The sequence below is a fragment of the Streptomyces sp. NPDC047453 genome (genome assembly GCF_040643155.1).
Taxonomy (GTDB): domain Bacteria; phylum Actinomycetota; class Actinomycetes; order Streptomycetales; family Streptomycetaceae; genus Streptomyces.
On record NZ_JBEYTS010000001.1, the window covers coordinates 204,330 to 224,497 of the forward strand.

Genomic DNA, 20,168 nt, shown 5'->3' on the forward strand with positions numbered 1-20,168 from the left:
ACGCGACAATGAGGGAATGCCCAAGCCCGAGTCCCCCCTCCAGATCGGCCCGCACCCCGTCCGGCCGCCCGTGGTGCTGGCCCCCATGGCCGGTATCACCAACGCGCCCTTCCGCACCCTGTGCCGGGAGTTCAGCCAGGGCAAGGGCCTGTACGTCAGCGAGATGATCACGACCCGGGCGCTGGTCGAGCGCAACGACAAGACCATGCAGCTCATCAGGTTCGACGCGAGCGAGCGCCCGCGCTCGATCCAGCTGTACGGCGTGGACCCGGCCACGGTCGGCAAGGCCGTCCGCATGATCGCGGAGGAGGACCTCGCCGACCACATCGACCTCAACTTCGGCTGCCCGGTGCCCAAGGTGACCCGCAAGGGCGGCGGCTCGGCCCTCCCCTACAAGCGCAACCTGCTGCGGGCGATCCTGCGCGAGGCGGTCAGCGGGGCCGGCGACCTGCCGGTCACGATGAAGATGCGCAAGGGCATCGACGACGGCCACCTCACCTACCTCGACGCCGGAAGGATCGCGGTCGAGGAGGGCGTGACGGCGATCGCGCTGCACGGTCGCACGGCCGCCCAGCACTACGGCGGCACGGCGGACTGGGACGCCATCGCGCGCCTGAAGGAGCACGTGCCCGAGATCCCGGTGCTCGGCAACGGCGACATCTGGTCGGCCGAGGACGCGCTGCGGATGGTGCGGGAGACCGGCTGCGACGGTGTGGTCGTGGGCCGCGGCTGTCTGGGCCGGCCGTGGCTGTTCGCCGACCTGGTGGCGGCGTTCGAGGGGCGGGTCCAGGACCTGGCCCGCCCGTCCCTGCGCGAGGTCGCGGACGTCATGGTCCGGCACGCCACGCTGCTCGGCGAGTGGATCGGCGACGAGTCGCGCGGTGTCGTCGACTTCCGCAAGCACGTCGCCTGGTACCTGAAGGGCTTCGCCGTCGGCTCCGAGATGCGCAGGCGGCTGGCGATCACCTCCTCGCTGGAGGAGCTGCGCGTCGGCCTGGACGAGCTGGACCTCGACCAGCCCTGGCCCGCCGGCGCCGACGGGCCCCGAGGCCGTACCTCGGGCAACAACCGGGTGGTCCTGCCGGACGGCTGGCTGAAGGACCCCTACGACTGCGCGGGCGTCGGCGAGGACGCCGAACTGGACACCTCCGGCGGCTGAGGCGGTCTCGACAACCGCGACGGGCCGCGCCGACACCGGTCCGCGTGGCGGACAGCGCGTCGTGGGCGGCGGCGCTCACCGGGGGCACGGCCGTGCTGACGAGCTGGGTGACGAACCCGGGGAACGTCCGCGCGGCCAGGACGCAGGCGGAGGCGTCGGCCCGCGCCCAGCACCGAGACCGGGTGCGGGAGGCGCGGCGGGCCGCCGATCTGGAGCTGATGGAGCGGGCCCATGTGGCACGTGTCCCTCGGCGAGGCCGGGGCGCGCGCCCGCTTCGACCGTGCCCGGGAGGCCTGCCTGGGTTGCCTCGAACGGTTCGCCGAAGCGGCACGCGCGGCCATGGAGACCTTCCAGGACCGGGACCGGCCCCGCCGCCTGCCCGCCGTCAGCCCTTCGGCGGGTGCGGCGTGGAACCGTACGCCGTCAGGAAGCGGTCGCGGAAGGCGCTCATCTTCCAGACCGGGGCGTCGTGGTCGGGGCGCAGGCCCTCGGTCCAGCCCCAGTCGTCGATCTTGTCCAGGACCTTCGGGTCCTTGGCGAGGATCGCGCAGGGCACGTCACGGCTGGCGTGGTCGCCGCTGACCCGGGCGTTGGGCTGGTGGTCGCCGAGGACCACGAGCACGGTGTCGTCCTTGCCGTAGCGCTCCATCCACTGGGTCAGGGCGGTCACCGAGTACTCGATCGACTTGCCGTACTCCTCGCGGGAGCGGGTGGAACTGGTGAGGACGTCCGCCGGCTTGGTGCCTGCCGCCTCGATGCCCTTGAAGACCGAGCCGTCACCGAGCCGGTCCCAGCCGACCATCTCCGGCACCGGCGCCCAGGGCTGGTGGCTGGAGGTCAGGATGACGAACGAGGTCAGTGGCTTGTCGCGCTTCCTGCCGTGCTCCAGACGCTGGAAGGCCTCCAGCGCGTACTGGTCGGGCATGGTCGACCAGCTGAACTTCGGCCCCTCGTAGCCCATCCCGAAGGCGTTGTAGACCTTGTCCAGGCCGTACCACTTCGCCTCCGGCCAGCCCTTCTGCACGCCCGGCATGACGCCGACCGTGTCCCAGGCCCCGGTCTTCCTGAACGCCTCGGTCAGGGTGAGGTGGTCGCCGGAGGTCACCGTGCGGTAGCGGTTCTGGTTGTCGACCCACAGGCCCGACATGAACGTGGAGTGGCCGAGCCAGCTGCCGCCGCCGTACGTCGCCGACGTCAGCCAGCCGCTCCTGGCGTGGAAGCCCGCCTCGGCCAGGGCCCGCGTACTGGTGTCGAGGGTCTTGCTGACGCCCGGCGCCGTGATCGGGTCCTCGATCGCGGTGCGGCCGTAGCTCTCGATGAACGTGAAGATCATGTCCTTCCCGCGCAGGTCCGGCACCAGCTCGCTGCCGGGGGTGTCGCGGAACGGGTCGGCCTCCGCCGTCCTCGCGAACTCCCGCTCGTCCCGGATCGTGGAGCGCAGCGCCCGCTCGTGGTACTTGGCCATGACGACCGTGTGCTCGGAGGCCACCGGGACGCCGGAGACCTGGACGTCCAGGGCCGAGCACGTCATCCACACCACGCTGGCGAGCAGCAGTCCGCGCATCGAGCGGGCCTTGTCGCGGCCCAGGAAGTCGCCGACGCGCACGACCGCTAGGGCCATCACGGCGAGCACCGCCAGTACGAGGAGGACGACCCCGACGGCGGCGAGCAAGGCCGTCGTTCGGCCAAGGGTGTCCGCGAGGTACGACTGGGCGTCGTCCAGCAGCTCCCAGTCGAGGACCACGTTGAAGCTGCGGCCCAGGTACTGGTTGAACTCGATGTCCGTCAGGTTCAGCACGGTCAGCCCGCCGAGCGCCAGCCCGCCGAGCACCGCCACGGCCACCCGCGGCCGGCGCGGCAGCACCAGCAGCGCGGCCGCCAGGAGCAGCCCCTCCACCGGCAGCCGCGTGAACGCCGCGACCTGCAACTGCGCCTCCTTGTTCGGCAGCAGAAGCGCGACGGCGACCAGCAGGAACGCGAGAAGGGTGCCCCCATGGGACACCCTTCGCGCGGCCACGGGATGAGCCCCCTTCCAGCCACGCCAGGCCCGGCGAAGGGTCCGGGGCCGTATCGCCCGCAGGACACGGAGGGGGAGGGGCGGGGAGGCGAGGGCCTCTGCCGGGGTTGCGGCGGATTCGTCGGCCTGGGCTGACACCGCGCCTTCGCCCGCGGCTGCCGGGGCTTCGGCGGCAGGGGAGGGTGCGGCTTCCTGGCTCAGGGGAGCGGGGCCTTCGGCGGCTCCGGAGGGTGCGGCTCCTTGGCTCGTGGGCGCCGGGGCATCGGCCGGCGCGGAGGTTTCGGCTCGGGAAGGTGCTGCCTGCTCGCTCGCGGGTACGCGTGTGCGGGCTTCGGAGGTGGCGGGCTCACCGCCGGCGGCGGCCCCCAACCCGCCGGCCTCGGATGCCGCCGGGGACTCGTCGTCACCGGGAGCCCCCGTGTCGCCGGAGGCGCCCTCGGCCGTCGCACCCACCGCGCACGGGGCGTCGTCCACCGGGGGAGCGGTCGAGGCGGGCGTGTCTCCGGTGCGGGGCGTGGGTGCCGTCGCCCTCGGCCTGCGCGCGGCGGGGATGGATCCGGCGGGCAGGTCCGGCGGCAGGTCCGGCGCGGCAGCGGGTGCCTCGGACCCAGGCTCGACGTCCGCCCCCGACTCGGCGCCGGCCGCCGATTGAGCGTCCGCGCCCGACTTGGCGCTCGCCTCCGCGCCTGCGCCCGCCCCGCCTGCGCTCGCCTCCACACCCGACCCAACCGCGCCCGCCTCCGCGCCCGCGCCCGGCTCCGTCGGGTGCGGAGTGGCGGCGGCCTCGGTCCCGCCGCCGCGCGACGCCGGTTCTCCGGCCGAGTCCGATGGTGCGCCCGATGACTGGCGTGTATCCGTGTGCTGAGGCACCCGAGGGTCCTTCCGTGCGCGGCGTCGCTGAGGCGGCGGGCCGCGCTGGGGCCCGCCGCACTCCCCGTACGGCCGGGCCCTCGCCCGTGTTCACCGGCGCCGGGCAAACACCCGGCAAACGGAGCCCCGGCCGAGGGGCCGGGAGCCGTCCGCATGGTGAAATCCGAGCGCCTGTGGCAGCGTGATTCTCGCCACCCTTGATAAGGGTTGCGCTCAGATGAGCGGATCTTGAGCGGCTGCACTTCTCCAAGGAGTGGCACTCAGTGCCACTCCTCGATCGTTCATCGATCGAAAACAAACGCGCTGAGGGTCGCTCATCTGAGCGGCTAGGCGCGTCTACGAGCGTTGATTCGTTCAAGAAGTGAAAACATCTGCACCCGACGGCTTGCCAAGCCTTGACTTTCGATCCGCTGGCGGACGACTGGTTACGGGCGCATGACCCACAAGTGGACGTACCCATCGGCCTTCGATCTGGGTATGTTCCTCGCCGTCAGGGCAGCCACCGCGTCCTCGAGGAGTCGAGACCCGTGTCGGAAAACAAAGATCTCCAGGTAGCCGATCGCGGCAACAGCGTTGAGGGCGTGAAGTTCGTCTACGACTTCACCGAGGGCAACAAGGACCTCAAGGACCTCCTCGGCGGCAAGGGCGCGAACCTGGCCGAGATGACGAACCTGGGCCTTCCGGTCCCGCCGGGCTTCACGATCACCACCGAGGCCTGCAAGGTCTACCTCGACAGCGGCGAGGAGCCCGCGGCACTCCGTGACGAGGTCAGCGCGCACCTCGACGCGCTCGAGCAGAAGATGGGCAAGAAGCTCGGCCAGCCCGACGACCCCCTGCTGGTCTCCGTCCGCTCCGGCGCGAAGTTCTCCATGCCCGGCATGATGGACACCGTCCTGAACATCGGCCTGTCCGACAAGTCCGTCCAGGGCCTGGCCAAGCAGGCCGGCGACGACCGGTTCGCCTGGGACTCCTACCGCCGCCTCATCCAGATGTTCGGCAAGACCGTCCTCGGCGTCGAGGGCGAGCTGTTCGAGGACGCCCTCGACAAGGCCAAGGAGACCAAGAAGGTCACCGTCGACACCGAGCTCGAGGCCGCCGACCTGAAGAAGCTGGTCACCACCTTCAAGAAGATCGTCAAGAAGGAGGCCGGCCGGGACTTCCCGCAGGACCCGCGCGAGCAGATGGACCTCGCCATCAAGGCGGTCTTCGACTCCTGGAACGGCGAGCGCGCCAAGCTCTACCGCCGTCAGGAGCGCATCCCGCACGACCTCGGCACGGCCGTCAACATCTGCTCGATGGTGTTCGGCAACCTCGGCCCCGACTCCGGCACCGGCGTCGCCTTCACCCGCGACCCCGCCTCCGGCCAGCAGGGCGTCTACGGCGACTACCTGCAGAACGCGCAGGGCGAGGACGTGGTCGCGGGCATCCGCAACACCGTCCCGCTGGCGGAGCTGGAGCGGATCGACGGCAAGTCGTACGACCGGCTGATGCAGATCATGGAGACGCTGGAGAACCACTACAAGGATCTCTGCGACATCGAGTTCACCATCGAGCGCGGCCAGCTGTGGATGCTGCAGACCCGCGTCGGCAAGCGGACCGCCGGTGCCGCGTTCCGCATCGCCACCCAGCTCGTCGACCAGGGCCTGATCGACGAGGCCGAGGCTCTGAAGCGGGTCAACGGGGCCCAGCTCGCGCAGCTGATGTTCCCGCGCTTCGACGAGGAGGCCAAGGTCGCGCAGGTCGCCCGCGGCATCGCCGCCTCCCCGGGCGCGGCGGTCGGCAAGGCGGTCTTCGACTCGTACACCGCCGTCAAGTGGTCCCGCTCGGGCGAGAAGGTCATCCTGGTCCGCCGGGAGACCAACCCCGACGACCTGGACGGCATGATCGCGGCCGAGGGCATCCTGACCTCCCGCGGCGGCAAGACCTCCCACGCGGCCGTGGTCGCCCGCGGCATGGGCAAGACGTGCGTCTGCGGCGCGGAGGACCTGGAGGTCGACACCAAGCGCCGCCGGATGACGGTCCCCGGCGGGCACGTCGTCGAGGAGGGCGACGTGATCTCCATCGACGGCTCCTCGGGCAAGGTGTACCTGGGTGAGGTCCCGGTCGTCCCGTCCCCGGTCGTCGAGTACTTCGAGGGCCGGATGCACCCGGGCGCCGACGACGCGGACGAACTCGTCGAGGCGGTCCACCGGATGATGGCCTTCGCCGACCGCAAGCGCCGCCTGCGGGTGCGCGCCAACGCCGACAACGCCGAGGACGCGCTGCGCGCCCGCCGCTTCGGCGCCCAGGGCATCGGCCTGTGCCGTACCGAGCACATGTTCCTCGGCGACCGCCGCGGGCTGGTCGAGCGGCTGATCCTGGCCGACACCCAGGCCGAGCGCGAGGAGTCCCTCAAGCAGCTCCTGCCGCTCCAGAAGCAAGACTTCGTGGAGCTGTTCGAGGCCATGGACGGCCTGCCGGTCACGGTCCGCCTGCTCGACCCGCCGCTGCACGAGTTCCTGCCCGACATCACCGAGCTGTCGGTGCGCGTGGCCCTCGCCGAGTCCCGCCAGGAGCCGCACGAGAACGAGCTGCGCCTGCTCCAGGCCGTGCACCGCCTGCACGAGCAGAACCCGATGCTCGGACTGCGCGGCGTACGCCTCGGCCTGGTCGTCCCCGGCCTGTTCACCATGCAGGTCCGCGCCATCGCCGAGGCGGCCGCCGAGCGCAGGGCGGCCAAGGGCGACCCGCGCGCCGAGATCATGATCCCGCTGGTCGGCACCGTCCAGGAGCTGGAGATCGTCCGCGAGGAGGCCGACCAGGTCATCGCCGAGGTCGAGGCGGCGACCGGCACGCGGCTCAAGCTGGCGATCGGCACGATGATCGAGCTGCCGCGCGCCGCGCTGACCGCGGGCCAGATCGCCGAGGCCGCGGAGTTCTTCTCCTTCGGCACGAACGACCTGACCCAGACGGTGTGGGGCTTCAGCCGTGACGACGTCGAGGCGTCGTTCTTCACCGCCTACCTGGAGAAGGGCATCTTCGGGGTGTCGCCGTTCGAGACGATCGACCGGGACGGCGTCGGCTCCCTGGTGAAGTCCGCCGTCGAGGCCGGCCGGGCCACCCGCCCGGACCTCAAGCTCGGCGTCTGCGGCGAGCACGGCGGCGACCCCGAGTCCGTCCACTTCTTCCACGAGGTGGGCCTGGACTACGTCTCCTGCTCCCCCTTCCGTATCCCGGTGGCACGCCTGGAGGCCGGCCGGGCGTCGGTCGAGGCGGAGGGCAGCGACCACCGGTAGCCGGTAACAGACCCCGGAGTCCTCGTCGTGGTCCCCGACCCTCACTACCGATTACGACGAGGACTCCGGTCCACGAAAGAAGAGGGGCGGCATCCCGTGCGGGGGTGCCGCCCCTCTCCTACGTTGGATCACAGGTGCCCGCCGTCCCTCCGTCACCAGGGAGCCGTCCATGCCCGGCTGGAACACGCACGACATGCCCGACCAGAGCGGCCGTACGGCGGTCGTCACCGGGGCCAACAGCGGGCTCGGTCTCGTCACCGCGCGGGAACTGGCCCGCGGGGGCGCCCGGGTGGTGCTGGCGTGCCGGAGCGAGGCGCGGGGGAGTGCGGCGGCCGATCGGATGGCGCGTGAAGTGCCAGGCGCGGAGGTCGAGTTCGCGCGGCTGGATCTCGGGGACCTGGGATCTGTGAGGGAGTTCGCGGACGGGTACCCGTACCAGCGGCTCGATCTGCTCGTCGACAACGCCGGGGTGATGGCGCCGCCGTACGGGACGACGGCGGACGGGTTCGAGACCCAGTTCGGGGTCAACCACCTGGGGCACTTCGCCCTCACCGGGCTGCTGCTGCCCAGGCTGCTCGACACGCCGGGCGCCCGCGTCGTGACCGTCTCCAGCATGATGCACGCGCTGGCCAACGTCGATCTGCACGACCTCAACAGCGAGCGCCGCTACCGGCGTTGGATCGCCTACGCCCGTTCCAAGACCGCCAACCTGCTCTTCACGCACGAGCTGGCGCGCAGGCTCGCGGCCACCGGGTCCGACGTGGTCGCGGCCGCCGCCCACCCCGGATACGCCGCCACCAACCTCCAGACCGCGGGGCCACGGGCGGAGGGCCGCCGGACGGCCGAACGGCTCATGGAGGCCGGCAACCGGGTCGTCGCCCAGCCGGCCGAGGCGGGCGCCCTGCCCACTCTGTACGCGGCCACCGCCCCCGGCGTGCGCCCCGACTCCTTCCACGGCCCGTCCTTCGCCATGTGGCGCGGAGCCCCGGCCCCGTCCTGGCGGGCGCCCTGGACCCTGGACGACAGGGGCGGCCTGCTGCTTTGGGAGGCGTCCGAGGGGCTCACCGGGGTGTCGTACGACGCCCTGAAGCACTGAGGCGCCCTGAAGCACTGGGGCGAGGCGTCCTGGAGGACTGAGCCGGCCGTACCTCACATGGCCCTCGGACCTCAAAAGACCCTCAGATACGTGGACCGCGCACGCATCCCTGCCTAGGGTCGCGATCATGCCCGACATATCGCTGACCGTGGTCGTCCTGCTGTGCCTCGCCGCGTTCGCGGCCGGGTGGATCGACGCCGTGGTCGGCGGGGGCGGGCTCCTGCTGCTGCCGGCCCTGCTGCTGGGACTGCCCGGCGGCACCCCGGCCGCGGCCGCGCTCGGCACCAACAAGGCGGTCGCCATCGTCGGCACGACCGGAGCGGCCGTGACCTACGTCCGCCGGGCGCCCGTGGACGTCCGCACCGCCGTCCGCATCGGGCTGGCCGCGCTCGCCGGGTCCTCCGCCGGGGCGTTCTTCGCGGCCGGGATGAGCACCGAGGTGCTCAAGCCGGTGATCATGGTGGTGCTGCTCGGGGTGGGAACCTTCGTGATCCTGCGTCCCTCGTTCGGCACCGCCCCGGTGCCCGGCCCGGCCACCCGCCGCCGGATCCTCGCGGCGATCGGCCTCGCGGGCCTCGGCATCGGCTTCTACGACGGCCTCATCGGCCCCGGTACCGGCACGTTCCTCGTCCTGGCGCTGACCGCCGTACTCCACCTGGACCTGGTGACCGCCTCCGCCACCGCCAAGATCGTCAACTGCTGCACCAACGCGGGCGCCCTGGCCACCTTCGCCTGGCAGGGCGCGATCCTGTGGCAACTGGCGGCCGTCCTGGCGGTGTTCAACCTGGCGGGCGGCGCCCTGGGCGCGCACACCGCGCTGAAGAAGGGCAGCGGCTTCGTCCGGATCGTGCTGCTGACGGTGGTGTTCGCCCTGGTGGCGAACATGGCCTACCAGCAGTGGGTGGCCTAGGGCCTCGTCATGCCGGGCTCAGCGGCTGCCGGTCAGGTGGGCGAAGACGACCACGTTGCCCCGGTAGCCGGTGGTCTTCGAGTAGCCGCCGCCGCAGGTGATGACGCGCAGTTCCGGGCGCTTGGCGGCGCCGTAGACCTTCTCGTCGGGGAAGTCCTTGGCCTCGTAGACCTCGATCGCGTCCACGGTGAAGACGGCGACGCCGCCGTCCCGGCGGTCCACCTCGATGGTGCTGCCCTTCTTCAGGGCGCCGAGGTTGTAGAAGACGGCGGGTCCCTGGGCGTTGTCGACATGGCCGGCGACGATCGCGGTGCCCCGCTCGCCGGGGGTGGTGCCGGCCTCGTACCAGCCGGCCAGGTTCTTGTTGTCGGCGGGAGGGGCGTTGAGGCTGCCGGACTTCGTCAGAGCGAGGCCGGTCAGGGGGGCGTCTATCCGGATGGAGGGGATGCGGATGCGCAGGGGCGGGGACGGTGGCAGCGCGGGGGCGGCGCGGGCTTCCTCACCGGGGTCGAGCACGCCCTCCGCCGCACCGGGCTGGGGCGGGGCGTGGGACTCGGCGCCGCTGTGCAGCAGCCAGGCGCCGGAGCAGAAGGAGACCACGGTGACGGTTGCTATCGCGGCGTTGCCTATGCGCATAGGGACGACCCCTCTCGGAATCCCGCGGGATTCCTTCCGGCCCCCCTTTCGGCCCCTCTGGGACCCCTCCCGGACTCGGTGCCCCGCACCCCCCTCCGGGCCGCGAGGGGCGTCGCACCCGGAAGGGGGCGGGGACATGCGGTACTGGCGGACGGACAGCGGAGGATGCCCGTCAGATCCCGTCGCCTCTCGCCCGGCGATGCAGGAGCCAGGTACCGCCCGCGGCGGCGACGGCGAGAGCCGCCACACCGGCCGCGGTCTTCACGGGGTCGCGGTCCAGCTCGCTGCCGCCGACCCCCGTCTTCACGCTTCCCCGGGGCTCCACCTGCTCCTGAGCGGCCATCAGCGTGACGACCAGGTCGCCCCTGACCTCCTGGTCGCCCTCGGCGCACTGCGCGACGATCTCGTACGTCCCCGGCTGCGCGCTCTCCGGCACCCGGAACCGCCCGACGGCCTCGCCCTCGTGCGCGCTGGGCGCCAGCGTGAAGGGACCCGCGCCGACCGCGCTGGCGTCACCCGCCGCGGACGCCTTCTTGCCGCACCCCTTGGTGTTCACCGTGACCTGACCGCCCGGCTGGACCGAGTACGGATTCACCTCCAGGCTGCCACCGGCCGCAGCGTACGCGGGCGCGGCCAGACCGCCCACGGCGGCCGCGGTGAGCACGGCCCCGGCCATGGCCCTGGCCGGCCGGCGGGCGATACGTCGCATCGGTGCTCCTCCGGGCTCTGCGGTGGGGCCACGGCCCGCGACACCCGCGTGTGCCGCCGTCGGCCGTGCCCTTGCCCTATCGAGGTAAGTGGCCCGGCGCCGTTCCCGCTTGCTGAAGGCCTGTCAGAAATGCGACGAACGGGTGGTAGGACCACCCGCCCCGGACCGCCCCGTGGCCGAATTTCGGCAGGTCAACGCCGTTCTCCTGACGGCACGTCGGAGACCACCCGGAAGGGCGCGGGACATGAGGGTGAACGGGTGCCCGAGCCGCCGCACCGGGCGGTCTACGCTGCCACCGCTGCCCATGACGTTCGACGGCCGAGCGCCCTGGGAGCAAGCCTCGAAGCGTTCCCGGGTACCCGGGAACGCTCCGGCCGCCCGCGGAAGGGACAAAGCGATGGATCCCGATATCCGGACCAGGGCCGCGATCGAGGAACACTGGCGGGCATCGGAACGCGGGGACACCGAGGCCGAGCACGCCATCTACGCCGCGGACGCGATCCTCGACTACCCCCAGTCAGGTGAACGATTCCGGGGCCGCGCGACGATCTCGGCGCAACGTGGCGGGCACCCCGCCAATCGGCACTTCACCGTCCACCGGATCGCCGGCGGCGGGGACCTGTGGGTGAGCGAGTGTGTCATCACCTACGACGGGGTGCCCACCTACTCGGTGAGCATCATGGAGTTCGCCCACGGACAAGTGGTGCACGAGACCCAGTACTTCGCGGACGTCTTCGGCGCACCCGAATGGCGGACGGCACTCGCGGAGCCGATGCCGGGCAGGAACATCACCAGGGCCTGACCGGACTCCGGACTTGCGCGGCAAGCTCCGCCATATACGTGCTGTCCGGAGGTGCCTCAGCGTTCACGTCGCCGGACGGCAAGCGCGGTCGACGGGATCCCCAGCGCGTTCAACCGGGCCAGGAGTTCCTCCTCTTGTCCCCGTGTGACGGTGATCCACAGGGACGTTCCCGAGTCACTGGCGCTGAAGACCAGCCGGTCCCCCCGCCATCCTTCGGCGTTGATCGTGCAGGGAGCCAAGTCCGAGAGCACCGCGAACTGTTCGTCGTCGCCGACGTCGATGTCGATCCCCATCCCGGGATCGCCGCGCCGGGAGCGGGCGCCGTCCGCCACCGCCTGCCGGGCCAGGGACAGCGCGCGTTCGTACGGGTGCCGCACCGCGGGCGGCCAGGCGGCGGAAGGCCGTCCAGGTGGTCGTCCCGTCGAGCCGGACGTGCTGCGGCCGCCCCGGCCGGGAAGGCGGGGGCGGCCGCAACGCTCGGGAGCCGAGCTGTCAGTTCACGTTGGTCGCGCTCCAGGCCGCTGCCACCGCGTTGTACTCGGTGCCACCGGCGCCGTAGAGGTCCTTGGCGGCGTTCAGGGTCGCCGTCCTCGCGCCCGCGTACTTCGTGGAGGACGTCATGTAGACCGTCAGGGCCCGGTACCAGATCTTGCCGAGCTTGTCGCGGCCGATGCCCGTCACCGAGGAGTTGTTGCAGGTGGGGGAGTCGTAGGCGACGCCGTTGACGGTCCTGGCGCCGCTGCCCTCGGCGAGCAGGTAGGCGAAGTGGTTGGCGACGCCGGAGGAGTAGTGGACGTCGAGGTTGCCCACCGAACTGCTCCAGCAGTCGGCCGAACTGCCGTCCTTGGAGGGCTTGTCCATGTAGCGCAGGGCCGACTTGCCGAAGCCGGAGCGGACGATCTTCTCGCCGATCAGGTAGTCCCCGGGGTCCGAGGGGTTGTCGGCGTACCACTCCACCAGCGTGCCCAGGATGTCGGAGGTGGCCTCGTTCAGGCCGCCGGACTCGCCCGAGTACGTCAGTGCCGCCGTCTTCGACGTCACGCCGTGGCTCATCTCGTGGCCGGCCACATCGAGGGCGACCAGCGGACCGAACGTGGTGCCGTCACCGTCGCCGTACGTCATGCAGAAGCAACTGTCGTCCCAGAACGCGTTGTTGTAGTTGCTGCCGTAGTGGACGCGGTTGTACGAGCCCTTGCCGTCGCCCGCGATGCCGTTGCGGCCGTGGACGTTCTTGTAGTAGTCCCACGTCTCGTTGGTGCCGTACTGCGCGTCGACCGCCGCCGTCGCGCGGTCCGCGGTCGTGCCCGTGCCCCAGTGGTTGTCGGCGTCCGTGAACACCGTCGCGGGGGCACGCTGGAAGCAGATGCCGAAGAAGCACAGGTCGGTCTTGTTCGCCGCGTCGCCCGTGTACGTGTTGCCGCGCGTCGGGTCCTTGAGCTGGTACGTCGAGCCCGAGAGCGTGGTCTCCAGCGGCACCGTTCCGCTGTAGAGCGACTGGCCGTCCCCCGTCGCCGTCTCGATGCTGTCCCAGGCATCGATCTGCGCACTCGTGCGGGCGTCGGTCAGCACCGTACGGGCCACCGGGTTGCCGAGCGAGTCGAGCCCGACCGCGTCGGTGCGCCAGGCCAGGCGCGGGGCGCCGTGCAGGGCGTCGACGATCAACTCCGGCTTGGCCTTGACCTGTCGCAGCTTCGTGCCCGGGTTCTTGGCGCGCAGCGCGTTCACCGCGAGGTCGGCCGCCTTCGGGGCGGAGAGCCGGGGCGTGGTGCTCGGGAGGGAAACCGTGCCCTTCGAGGCCCGGTCGGCGTCGCGGTAGCTGCCGTCCGTGGCCAGGTGGACGATGAAGTCACCTCCCAGCACGGGAAGTTGGTGGTACGTGCGGTCATAGCGGACGTGCTGCGTGCCGTCCTTGTCGACGATCACGTCCCGTACGGTGGTGGCCTCGGCGGAGGAGAGGCCCAGGGCCGTGGAGTTGTTCACGAGCGCCGACGCGGCGTTGTGGATCGCGGCGGCCCGGTCGGGTCTGCCCTCCGCGTGCGCGGCGGGGGAGAGGGCGGCGGCCAGCAGGGTGGCGGTGGTGGCGGCCACGCCGGCTGTGGCAAGGCGGGAAGCTCGGATGTGCCGTGTCCGACTCATCGGTCTCCTTGAGCGCGGGCGCCCCGGGGGGCGCTTGGGGGTTGCGCTGGCGTTGCCCAGTGATTTAAGTGCTCATGACATGTCATGTCCATAGCGTCCGCAGGGTGGGTGTTCAGGGGAGAGAGAATCGTTTCCGTGACGACTTCGACTGCTCCGACGCCGCCGCCCGCACCGCTTCCGTTCTTCGTCTACGGCACCCTGCGCCCCGGCGAGGGCAACCACGGCCTGTTCCTGCGCGGCCGCACCCGTTCCGAGGAGCCCGCCCGGCTGTCCGGCGCGGTGCTCTACGACGGACCCGGCTATCCCTACGCCGTGGAGGAGCCCGGCGGGCTGGTGCGGGGCGACCTCGTCGCCGCCCGGCCGGAGGAGTACGGCGAGGTGCTCACCGCCCTGGACCGGCTGGAGGGATACGTGGCCGGCGACCCGCGCAGCCTCTACGAGCGCATCGAGCGCGAGGTGGTCCGCGAGACCGACGGAGCGTCCGTACGCGCCTGGGTCTACGTCGCCGGACCGTCCGTCACCCGGCACCTGCGCACCGAGGGCTCGCGCATCGAGGGCGGGGACTGGCGAACGCGGCACACACGGCACCGGGCCTGACGGGCGGCGACGCGACCGGGGCCGGGCCGGCGACGACCCGTTCGCAACGAGGTGCCGGAGCCCCACGAGACGGTGATCGGGACCTTCGGCGTCCAGCCCCCGTACACCGAACACGTCCCGCCCGCGGAGCATGAGGGCCCGCGGTAGGAACTCCGCGTGACCACCCGTGGGGTGCGGATGCGGACCGTGGGCCCTACCCGGCGTCGGCCAGGGCCCTGGCCACCCCGTGCTCCGTGCGGCCCAGGAACTTCGGGTCGGGCTGGAACACCGCCTCCAGGGCCGCCTTGCCGGCCGCGAACACCTCGCGGGTGCCGCCGTAGTACCAGGTGGCGTCGTGCTTGGCGTCGACGCCGACACCGTAGGAGTCGATGCCCGCCGCGTCGCACAGGGCGACCGCGCGCCGGACGTGGAACCCCTGGGTGACCAGGACCGCCCGGTCCACGCCGAAGATCTTCTTCGCGCGGACGCAGGAGCTCCAGGTGTCGAAGCCGGCGTAGTCGCTCACGATCCGGACGCCGGGCACGCCCCGCCTGGTCAGGTAGGCGCGCATGGCGTCCGGCTCGTCGTAGTCCTCGCGGCTGTTGTCGCCGGTCACCAGGAGCACCTTGACCCGGCCCTCGTGGTACAGCTTCGCCGCCGCGTCCAGCCGGTGCGCCAGGTACGGCGACGGCTCCCCTTCCCACAGGCCCGCGCCGAAGACCACGGCCACGTCGGTGCGCGGCGCGTCCGCCGTGGTGCGCAGCCTGTCGCCGGCCACGACGTACATCCAGGTCGCCGGGAGCAGGGCCAGCACGCACCCGGCCACCACCGCCTGCACCAGCAGCCGCCGCCCGGCGCGGGTGCGCGGCAAGCGCGGACGTGTCCACGACAGTCCGCGCGACGTGCGCGGCGCATGCGTCAAGCGCATCGGTCAGTCCCCTCCCCAGGCGGCCCCACGGCCCTCGATCAGCAAGGACGCGGCGCACGCCACCCCGGTTCACCCGCCCCTGACCCATTCCTGTGACGCCGGACACGACAGACACGACAGACACAGCAGCGGAGTCCGGGAGGGCCCCGCGCCCGCCTCGGCCCGGCGGAGCGGGACACGCACGCGACACGCACTCGACACGCACACCGTCGCGGACCGGAGACGGACGGTGACATCCCGATTGTCGGTACCTGCGCTTACTGTCGAACCATGGAAGGGATCGCATCCGAGGCAGCCCACCCGAGCCGGCACGCCCCCCGGCCGCCCGAGAACCACGTGCCGCCCGCCGGCTACGAGGCGCCGGCCGTCGAGCGGTGGGCCGCCGAGCCGGACAAGCGGCCGGGGCGTACCGCCTTCCAGCGCGACCGTGCGCGCGTGCTGCACTCCGCGGCCCTCAGACGGCTGGCCGGCAAGACCCAGGTGGTCACGCCGGGCGATCACAGCCAGGTCTGGGACGCCAGCCCCCGCACCCGGCTCACCCACTCGCTCGAATGCGCCCAGGTCGGTCGTGAGCTGGGCGCCGCCCTGGGCTGCGACCCCGACCTGGTGGAGGCGGCCTGCCTCTCGCACGACCTGGGCCACCCGCCCTTCGGGCACAACGGCGAACAGGCGCTGAACGAGTTCGCGCGGGACTGCGGCGGCTTCGAGGGCAACGCCCAGTCCCTGCGCCTGCTCACCCGCATCGAGCCCAAGCGGTTCGTCGTCGACGCCGCCACGGACGAACTCGTCAGCGTCGGCCTCAACCTCACCCGCGCCGCCCTCGACGCCGCCACCAAGTACCCCTGGCCGCGCGGCGCCCATCCCACCGACCCGGCCTCGCCCAAGTTCGGTGTCTACGAGGACGACCGGCCGGTCTTCGACTGGGTGCGCAAGGACGCGCCCGGCACCCGCACCTGCTTCGAGGCCCAGGTCATGGACTGGGCGGACGACGTGGCGTACTCGGTGCACGACGTGGAGGACGGGCTGCACGCCGGCCACATCGACCCGGGCTGCCTGCACGCCGAACCCGAGCGGCAGGCGGTGTTCGCGGTCGCCGTCGGCCGCTACGTCCCGGCCGGCACCGACCCCGGGGAACTCGCCGAGGCCCTCGACAGCCTCCTGGACCAGGAGTGGTGGCCGCACGGATACGACGGCTCGGCCGTCGCCCAGGCCCGCCTGAAGGACGCCACCAGCCAGCTCATCGGCCGCTTCTGCCTGGCCGCCGAGGGCGCCACCAGAGAGCGGTACGGAAGCGGGCGCCTCACACGCTACGGCGCGGAGCTCGTCGTCCCCCGGACCACCCGAATGGAGTGCGCGGTCCTCAAGGCCGTCGCCGACCGGTACGTCATGCAGCGCGCCGAGCAGGAGCGGCTGCGCGCCGACCAGCGGATCGTGGTCGCCGAGTTGGCCGAGACGCTGACCGCCCGCGCCCCCCACGGCCTCGACCCCCAGTTCCGCGCCCTGTTCGACCAGGCCGCCGACGACGGTGCGCGCAAGCGCGTGCTCGTCGACCAGATCGCCTCCCTCACCGACGCCTCGGCCCGTTCGCTTCACGCGCGCCTGAGAGGGCACGCATGACTTCGAGAGAGCGCGTATGACATTGACAGCACGTTTACAGACACCCGTGGTACGGGTGGGACCCGAGTGAACCCCGTGGCCCCGACCGGGTCCGCAGGTGACCCTCCGTGGCCTGATCGGGCCACTCCCTCTTCCCGCACCACGCTCCGTGCGGGACGCTCCCATGTGGCGGCACCCTTACGAGGAGGCATCAAGTGGTCGACGCGGATCAGACATTCGTCATCGTCGGAGGAGGTCTGGCCGGCGCGAAGGCGGCCGAGACCCTGCGCGCGGAGGGCTTCAGCGGCCGCGTGATCCTCGTGTGCGACGAGCGCGACCACCCCTACGAGCGGCCGCCGCTGTCCAAGGGCTACCTGCTCGGCAAGGAGGAGCGCGACAGCGTCTTCGTGCACGAGCCCGCCTGGTACGCGCAGAACGACATCGAACTGCACCTCGGCCAGACGGTCGTCGCGATCGACCGCGCCGCCAGGACCGTCCACTACGGGGACGACGGCACCCATGTGCGCTACGACAAGCTGCTGCTGGCCACCGGCGCCGAGCCGCGCCGCCTGGACATCCCCGGCACCGACCTCGCCGGCGTCCATCACCTGCGCCGCCTCGCCCACGCCGAGCGCCTCAAGCACGTCCTGACCCACCTCGGCCGGGACAACGGCCACCTCGTCATCGCGGGCGCCGGCTGGATCGGCCTGGAGGTCGCGGCAGCGGCCCGCGAGTACGGCGCCGAGGTCACCGTCGTCGAGCCGTCCGCCACCCCGCTGCACCACGCGCTCGGCCCCGAGCTGGGCCAGCTCTTCGCCGACCTGCACCGCGAGCACGGCGTCCGCTTCCACTTCGGCGCACGGCTGACCGAGATCGTCGGGCAGGACGGCATGGTGCTCGCCGCCCGGACCGACGACGGCGAGGAGCACCTCTGCCACGACGTGCTCGCCGCGATCGGCGCCGCGCCGCGCCTCGCCCTGGCGGAGTCGGCGGGCCTGGAGCTGGCCGACCGCGCCCACGGCGGCGGCATCAAGGTGGACGAGCGGCTGCGCACGTCCGACCCGGACATCTACGCGGCCGGTGACGTGGCCTCCTTCCCGCACGGGCTGTTCGACACCCGGCTGCGGGTGGAGCACTGGGCCAACGCGCTCAACGGCGGCCCGGCCGCGGCCCGCGCGATGCTCGGCCAGGAGGCCGTGTACGACCGCGTGCCCTACTTCTTCACCGACCAGTACGACCTGGGCATGGAGTACAGCGGCTGGGCGCCCCCCGGCTCGTACGACGAGGTGGTGATCCGCGGAGACGCCGGAAAGCGCGAGTTCATCGCGTTCTGGGTGAAGGAGGGCCGTGTCCTGGCCGGGATGAACGTCAATGTGTGGGACGTCACGGACCCGATCCAGCGCCTGATCCGCACGAAGGCACACGTGGACACGGAGGCGCTCGCGGACCCGCACGTGCCGCTGGGCAGCCTGGCCCCGTAGCCGGACGGGAGCCTCGGCGACCACCGTAGACTTCTGGCGTGGCAGGACGGATCAACGACGAGGACGTGAAGGCGGTACGGGACGCGGTCCCGATCGACGCCGTGGTGTCCGAGTACCTCCAGCTGCGGAACGCGGGCGGCGGCAACCTCAAGGGCCTGTGCCCGTTCCACGACGAGAAGTCGCCGTCCTTCCAGGTCAGCCCGAGCAAGGGGCTCTTCCACTGCTTCGGCTGCCAGGAGGGCGGCGACACCATCACGTTCGTGATGAAGATCGACCACCTCTCCTTCTCGGAGGTGGTCGAGCGGCTGGCCGCACAGGCCGGCATCACCCTGCGCTACGAGGAGGGTGGGTACAACCCCACCCACCAGCGCGGCGAGCGCATCCGCCTGGTGGAGGCGCACAAGCTGGCCGCCGACTGGTACGCCGAACAGCTCGCGAGCTCCGCCGAGGCCGAGACCGGCCGGGTCTTCCTCGCCGGGCGCGGCTTCGACCAGGGCGCCGCCGTCCACTTCGGCGTCGGCTACAGCCCCCAGGGCTGGGACCACCTCACCCGCTTTCTGCGCGGCAAGGGCTTCACCGACAAGGAGCTGATCCTCTCCGGCCTCGCCCAGGAGGGCCGCCGCGGCCCCATCGACCGCTTCCGGGGCCGGCTGATGTGGCCGATCCGCGACATCGGCGGCGACGTGGTGGGCTTCGGCGCGCGCAAGCTGTACGAGGCGGACAACGGACCGAAGTACCTCAACACCCCCGAAACGGCGATCTACAAGAAGTCCCAGGTGCTGTACGGGATCGACCTGGCGAAGAAGGAGATCGCGAAGACCTCCCGCGCGGTGGTGGTCGAGGGCTACACCGACGTCATGGCCTGCCACCTGGCCGGCGTGCCCACCGCCATCGCCACCTGCGGCACGGCGTTCGGCGGCGACCACATCAAGATCCTGCGCCGGCTGCTGATGGACAACGGCTCGGCGCGTGTGATCTTCACCTTCGACGGCGACGCGGCAGGGCAGAAGGCGGCCCTGCGAGCCTTCGAGGACGACCAGAAGTTCGCCGCCGAGACCTACATCGCGATCGCCCCGGACGGCATGGACCCCTGCGACCTGCGCCTGGCCAAGGGCGACGAGGCGGTCGCCGACCTGGTCGAACCGCGCACCCCGCTCTTCGAGTTCGCGCTGCGCCAGATCGTGGCCCGCTACGACCTCGACACCCCGGCCGGCCGGGCCGGCGCCCTGGACGAGGCCGCGCCCGTCGTCGCCCGGATCAAGAACAGCGGCGCCCAGCACGAGGTCGCGGTGCAGCTCGCCGGACTGCTCGGCATCCTCGACACCCAGTTCGTGGTCAAGCGGGTGGCCCAGCTGGCCCGCTGGGCACGCGAGCGCGGCGGCCGCGGCCCGGCGCCGGACCAGCGGCAGAGGGGCCCGAGGCAGGAGCAAGCGCCGACGCGCCCCGCGTCCCGGGGCCCGGCGCTCAACCTGCGCAACCCGGTCTTCGCCACCGAACGCGAACTGCTCAAACTCGCCCTGCAGCGCCCGGAGCTGGTCTCACCGGCCTTCGACGCCTACGGCGTGGACGAGTTCACCGCCCCGTCCTACGCCGCCGTACGCCAGGCGGTCCTGGACGCGGGCGGCGCCGAGTACGGCGTGGGCGACCCGCAGGAGTACCTGGCCCGCGTCCGCGAGGCCGCCCCGGACGACACGGTCCGCGCGATGGTCACCGAGCTGGCGGTGGAGGCGATCCTGCTCCGCCGGGAGGTCGACGACGCCTACGCGGGTGCCCAGCTGGTGACGGTCCGCCGTCGCGCGGTCGAACGCCGCATCCGCGACCTCCAGAGCACGGTCGCCCGCCTCGGCACCGGCGGCGACCCCGCCCAACTGGCCTCCGCCCAGAACGAGTTGTGGATCCTCCAGCAATACGACCAGGCTCTGCGGGAGCGCGGCGCGGCGGCACTGTGAGCGCCGGCCCGACCGTCGGGCGGTCTGC

15 protein-coding genes are annotated in these 20,168 nt (G+C 72.0%); 9 read left to right on the forward strand and 6 right to left on the reverse strand.

All coding sequences use genetic code 11. The features are described 5' to 3' along the window. Positions 1–16: 16 nt before the first annotated feature. The gene (gene dusB, locus ABZ818_RS00870; protein WP_361408710.1) at positions 17–1,159 is read left to right on the forward strand and encodes a tRNA dihydrouridine synthase DusB; all 1,143 of its coding nucleotides are present in this window, start codon (positions 17–19) and stop codon (positions 1,157–1,159) included. A gap of 385 nt (positions 1,160–1,544) precedes the next feature. Here the strand turns inward: dusB and ABZ818_RS00875 are convergent, their stop codons facing one another. Then, the gene (locus tag ABZ818_RS00875) at positions 1,545–3,239 is read right to left on the reverse strand and encodes a CDP-alcohol phosphatidyltransferase (RefSeq protein WP_361409578.1); all 1,695 of its coding nucleotides are present in this window, start codon (positions 3,237–3,239) and stop codon (positions 1,545–1,547) included. 1,334 nt (positions 3,240–4,573) lie between these two features. On the opposite strand from ABZ818_RS00875, the gene ppdK reads away from it, so the two are divergent. The 3 genes from ppdK to ABZ818_RS00890 all read left to right on the forward strand — a co-directional run bounded on the left by ppdK (position 4,574) and on the right by ABZ818_RS00890 (position 9,327). Beyond that, positions 4,574–7,321, forward strand: coding sequence for a pyruvate, phosphate dikinase (gene ppdK, locus ABZ818_RS00880; protein ID WP_361408713.1), 2,748 nt, complete (start codon positions 4,574–4,576; stop codon positions 7,319–7,321). A 169-nt stretch (positions 7,322–7,490) separates the two neighbouring features. Then, positions 7,491–8,417: an oxidoreductase gene (locus tag ABZ818_RS00885; protein WP_361408716.1), complete on the forward strand. Its 927-nt coding sequence runs from the start codon at positions 7,491–7,493 to the stop codon at positions 8,415–8,417. Between the two features lie 127 nt (positions 8,418–8,544). Beyond that, a complete protein-coding gene (locus ABZ818_RS00890) occupies positions 8,545–9,327 on the forward strand; it encodes a TSUP family transporter (protein WP_361408719.1) in 783 nt (260 codons plus the stop codon). An 18-nt stretch (positions 9,328–9,345) separates the two neighbouring features. Here the strand turns inward: ABZ818_RS00890 and ABZ818_RS00895 are convergent, their stop codons facing one another. Further along, positions 9,346–9,963, reverse strand: coding sequence for a class F sortase (locus tag ABZ818_RS00895; protein WP_361408722.1), 618 nt, complete (start codon positions 9,961–9,963; stop codon positions 9,346–9,348). Between the two features lie 172 nt (positions 9,964–10,135). Next, positions 10,136–10,672, reverse strand: coding sequence for a hypothetical protein (locus ABZ818_RS00900; protein WP_361408725.1), 537 nt, complete (start codon positions 10,670–10,672; stop codon positions 10,136–10,138). 397 nt (positions 10,673–11,069) lie between these two features. Here ABZ818_RS00900 and ABZ818_RS00905 point away from each other — a divergent pair, with 397 nt between their 5' ends. After that, a complete protein-coding gene (locus ABZ818_RS00905; RefSeq protein ID WP_361408728.1) occupies positions 11,070–11,474 on the forward strand; it encodes a nuclear transport factor 2 family protein in 405 nt (134 codons plus the stop codon). Positions 11,475–11,530: 56 nt separating this feature from the next. Here the strand turns inward: ABZ818_RS00905 and ABZ818_RS00910 are convergent, their stop codons facing one another. After that, on the reverse strand, positions 11,531–11,851 hold the full coding sequence (locus tag ABZ818_RS00910) for a hypothetical protein (protein ID WP_361408730.1): 321 nt from the start codon (positions 11,849–11,851) through the stop codon (positions 11,531–11,533). Between the two features lie 115 nt (positions 11,852–11,966). Next, a complete protein-coding gene (locus tag ABZ818_RS00915; RefSeq protein WP_361408733.1) occupies positions 11,967–13,610 on the reverse strand; it encodes a M4 family metallopeptidase in 1,644 nt (547 codons plus the stop codon). Positions 13,611–13,745: 135 nt separating this feature from the next. Here ABZ818_RS00915 and ABZ818_RS00920 point away from each other — a divergent pair, with 135 nt between their 5' ends. Beyond that, complete coding sequence (locus ABZ818_RS00920) at positions 13,746–14,207, forward strand: gamma-glutamylcyclotransferase family protein (protein WP_361408736.1); 462 nt, start codon at positions 13,746–13,748, stop codon at positions 14,205–14,207. Between the two features lie 193 nt (positions 14,208–14,400). Here the strand turns inward: ABZ818_RS00920 and ABZ818_RS00925 are convergent, their stop codons facing one another. Next, entirely contained in the window at positions 14,401–15,114 is a 714-nt protein-coding gene (locus ABZ818_RS00925; RefSeq protein WP_361408739.1) for an ElyC/SanA/YdcF family protein, read from the reverse strand. A 270-nt stretch (positions 15,115–15,384) separates the two neighbouring features. Between ABZ818_RS00925 and ABZ818_RS00930 the strand changes: the two genes are divergently transcribed. The 3 genes from ABZ818_RS00930 to dnaG all read left to right on the forward strand — a co-directional run bounded on the left by ABZ818_RS00930 (position 15,385) and on the right by dnaG (position 20,140). Then, complete coding sequence (locus ABZ818_RS00930) at positions 15,385–16,731, forward strand: deoxyguanosinetriphosphate triphosphohydrolase (RefSeq protein WP_361408742.1); 1,347 nt, start codon at positions 15,385–15,387, stop codon at positions 16,729–16,731. Positions 16,732–16,925: 194 nt separating this feature from the next. Next, positions 16,926–18,191 carry an FAD-dependent oxidoreductase gene (locus tag ABZ818_RS00935; RefSeq protein WP_361408745.1) on the forward strand — a complete coding sequence of 422 codons (1,266 nt, stop codon included), beginning with the start codon at positions 16,926–16,928 and terminating at the stop codon, positions 18,189–18,191. A gap of 38 nt (positions 18,192–18,229) precedes the next feature. Beyond that, on the forward strand, positions 18,230–20,140 hold the full coding sequence (gene dnaG, locus ABZ818_RS00940) for a DNA primase (protein ID WP_361408748.1): 1,911 nt from the start codon (positions 18,230–18,232) through the stop codon (positions 20,138–20,140). Positions 20,141–20,168: the final 28 nt, after the last annotated feature.

What these genes read in the sequence shown, in the direction of transcription:
- dusB (WP_361408710.1), top strand. Translation starts at nt 17, where the DNA reads ATGCCCAAGCCCGAGTCCCCCCTCCAGATCGGCCCGCACCCCGTCCGG.
- ABZ818_RS00885 (WP_361408716.1), top strand. Translation starts at nt 7,491, where the DNA reads ATGCCCGGCTGGAACACGCACGACATGCCCGACCAGAGCGGCCGTACG.
- ABZ818_RS00890 (WP_361408719.1), top strand. Translation starts at nt 8,545, where the DNA reads ATGCCCGACATATCGCTGACCGTGGTCGTCCTGCTGTGCCTCGCCGCG.
- ABZ818_RS00895 (WP_361408722.1), bottom strand. Translation starts at nt 9,963, where the DNA reads ATGCGCATAGGCAACGCCGCGATAGCAACCGTCACCGTGGTCTCCTTC.
- ABZ818_RS00900 (WP_361408725.1), bottom strand. Translation starts at nt 10,672, where the DNA reads ATGCGACGTATCGCCCGCCGGCCGGCCAGGGCCATGGCCGGGGCCGTG.
- ABZ818_RS00905 (WP_361408728.1), top strand. Translation starts at nt 11,070, where the DNA reads ATGGATCCCGATATCCGGACCAGGGCCGCGATCGAGGAACACTGGCGG.
- ABZ818_RS00915 (WP_361408733.1), bottom strand. Translation starts at nt 13,610, where the DNA reads ATGAGTCGGACACGGCACATCCGAGCTTCCCGCCTTGCCACAGCCGGC.
- ABZ818_RS00925 (WP_361408739.1), bottom strand. Translation starts at nt 15,114, where the DNA reads ATGCGCTTGACGCATGCGCCGCGCACGTCGCGCGGACTGTCGTGGACA.
- ABZ818_RS00930 (WP_361408742.1), top strand. Translation starts at nt 15,385, where the DNA reads ATGGAAGGGATCGCATCCGAGGCAGCCCACCCGAGCCGGCACGCCCCC.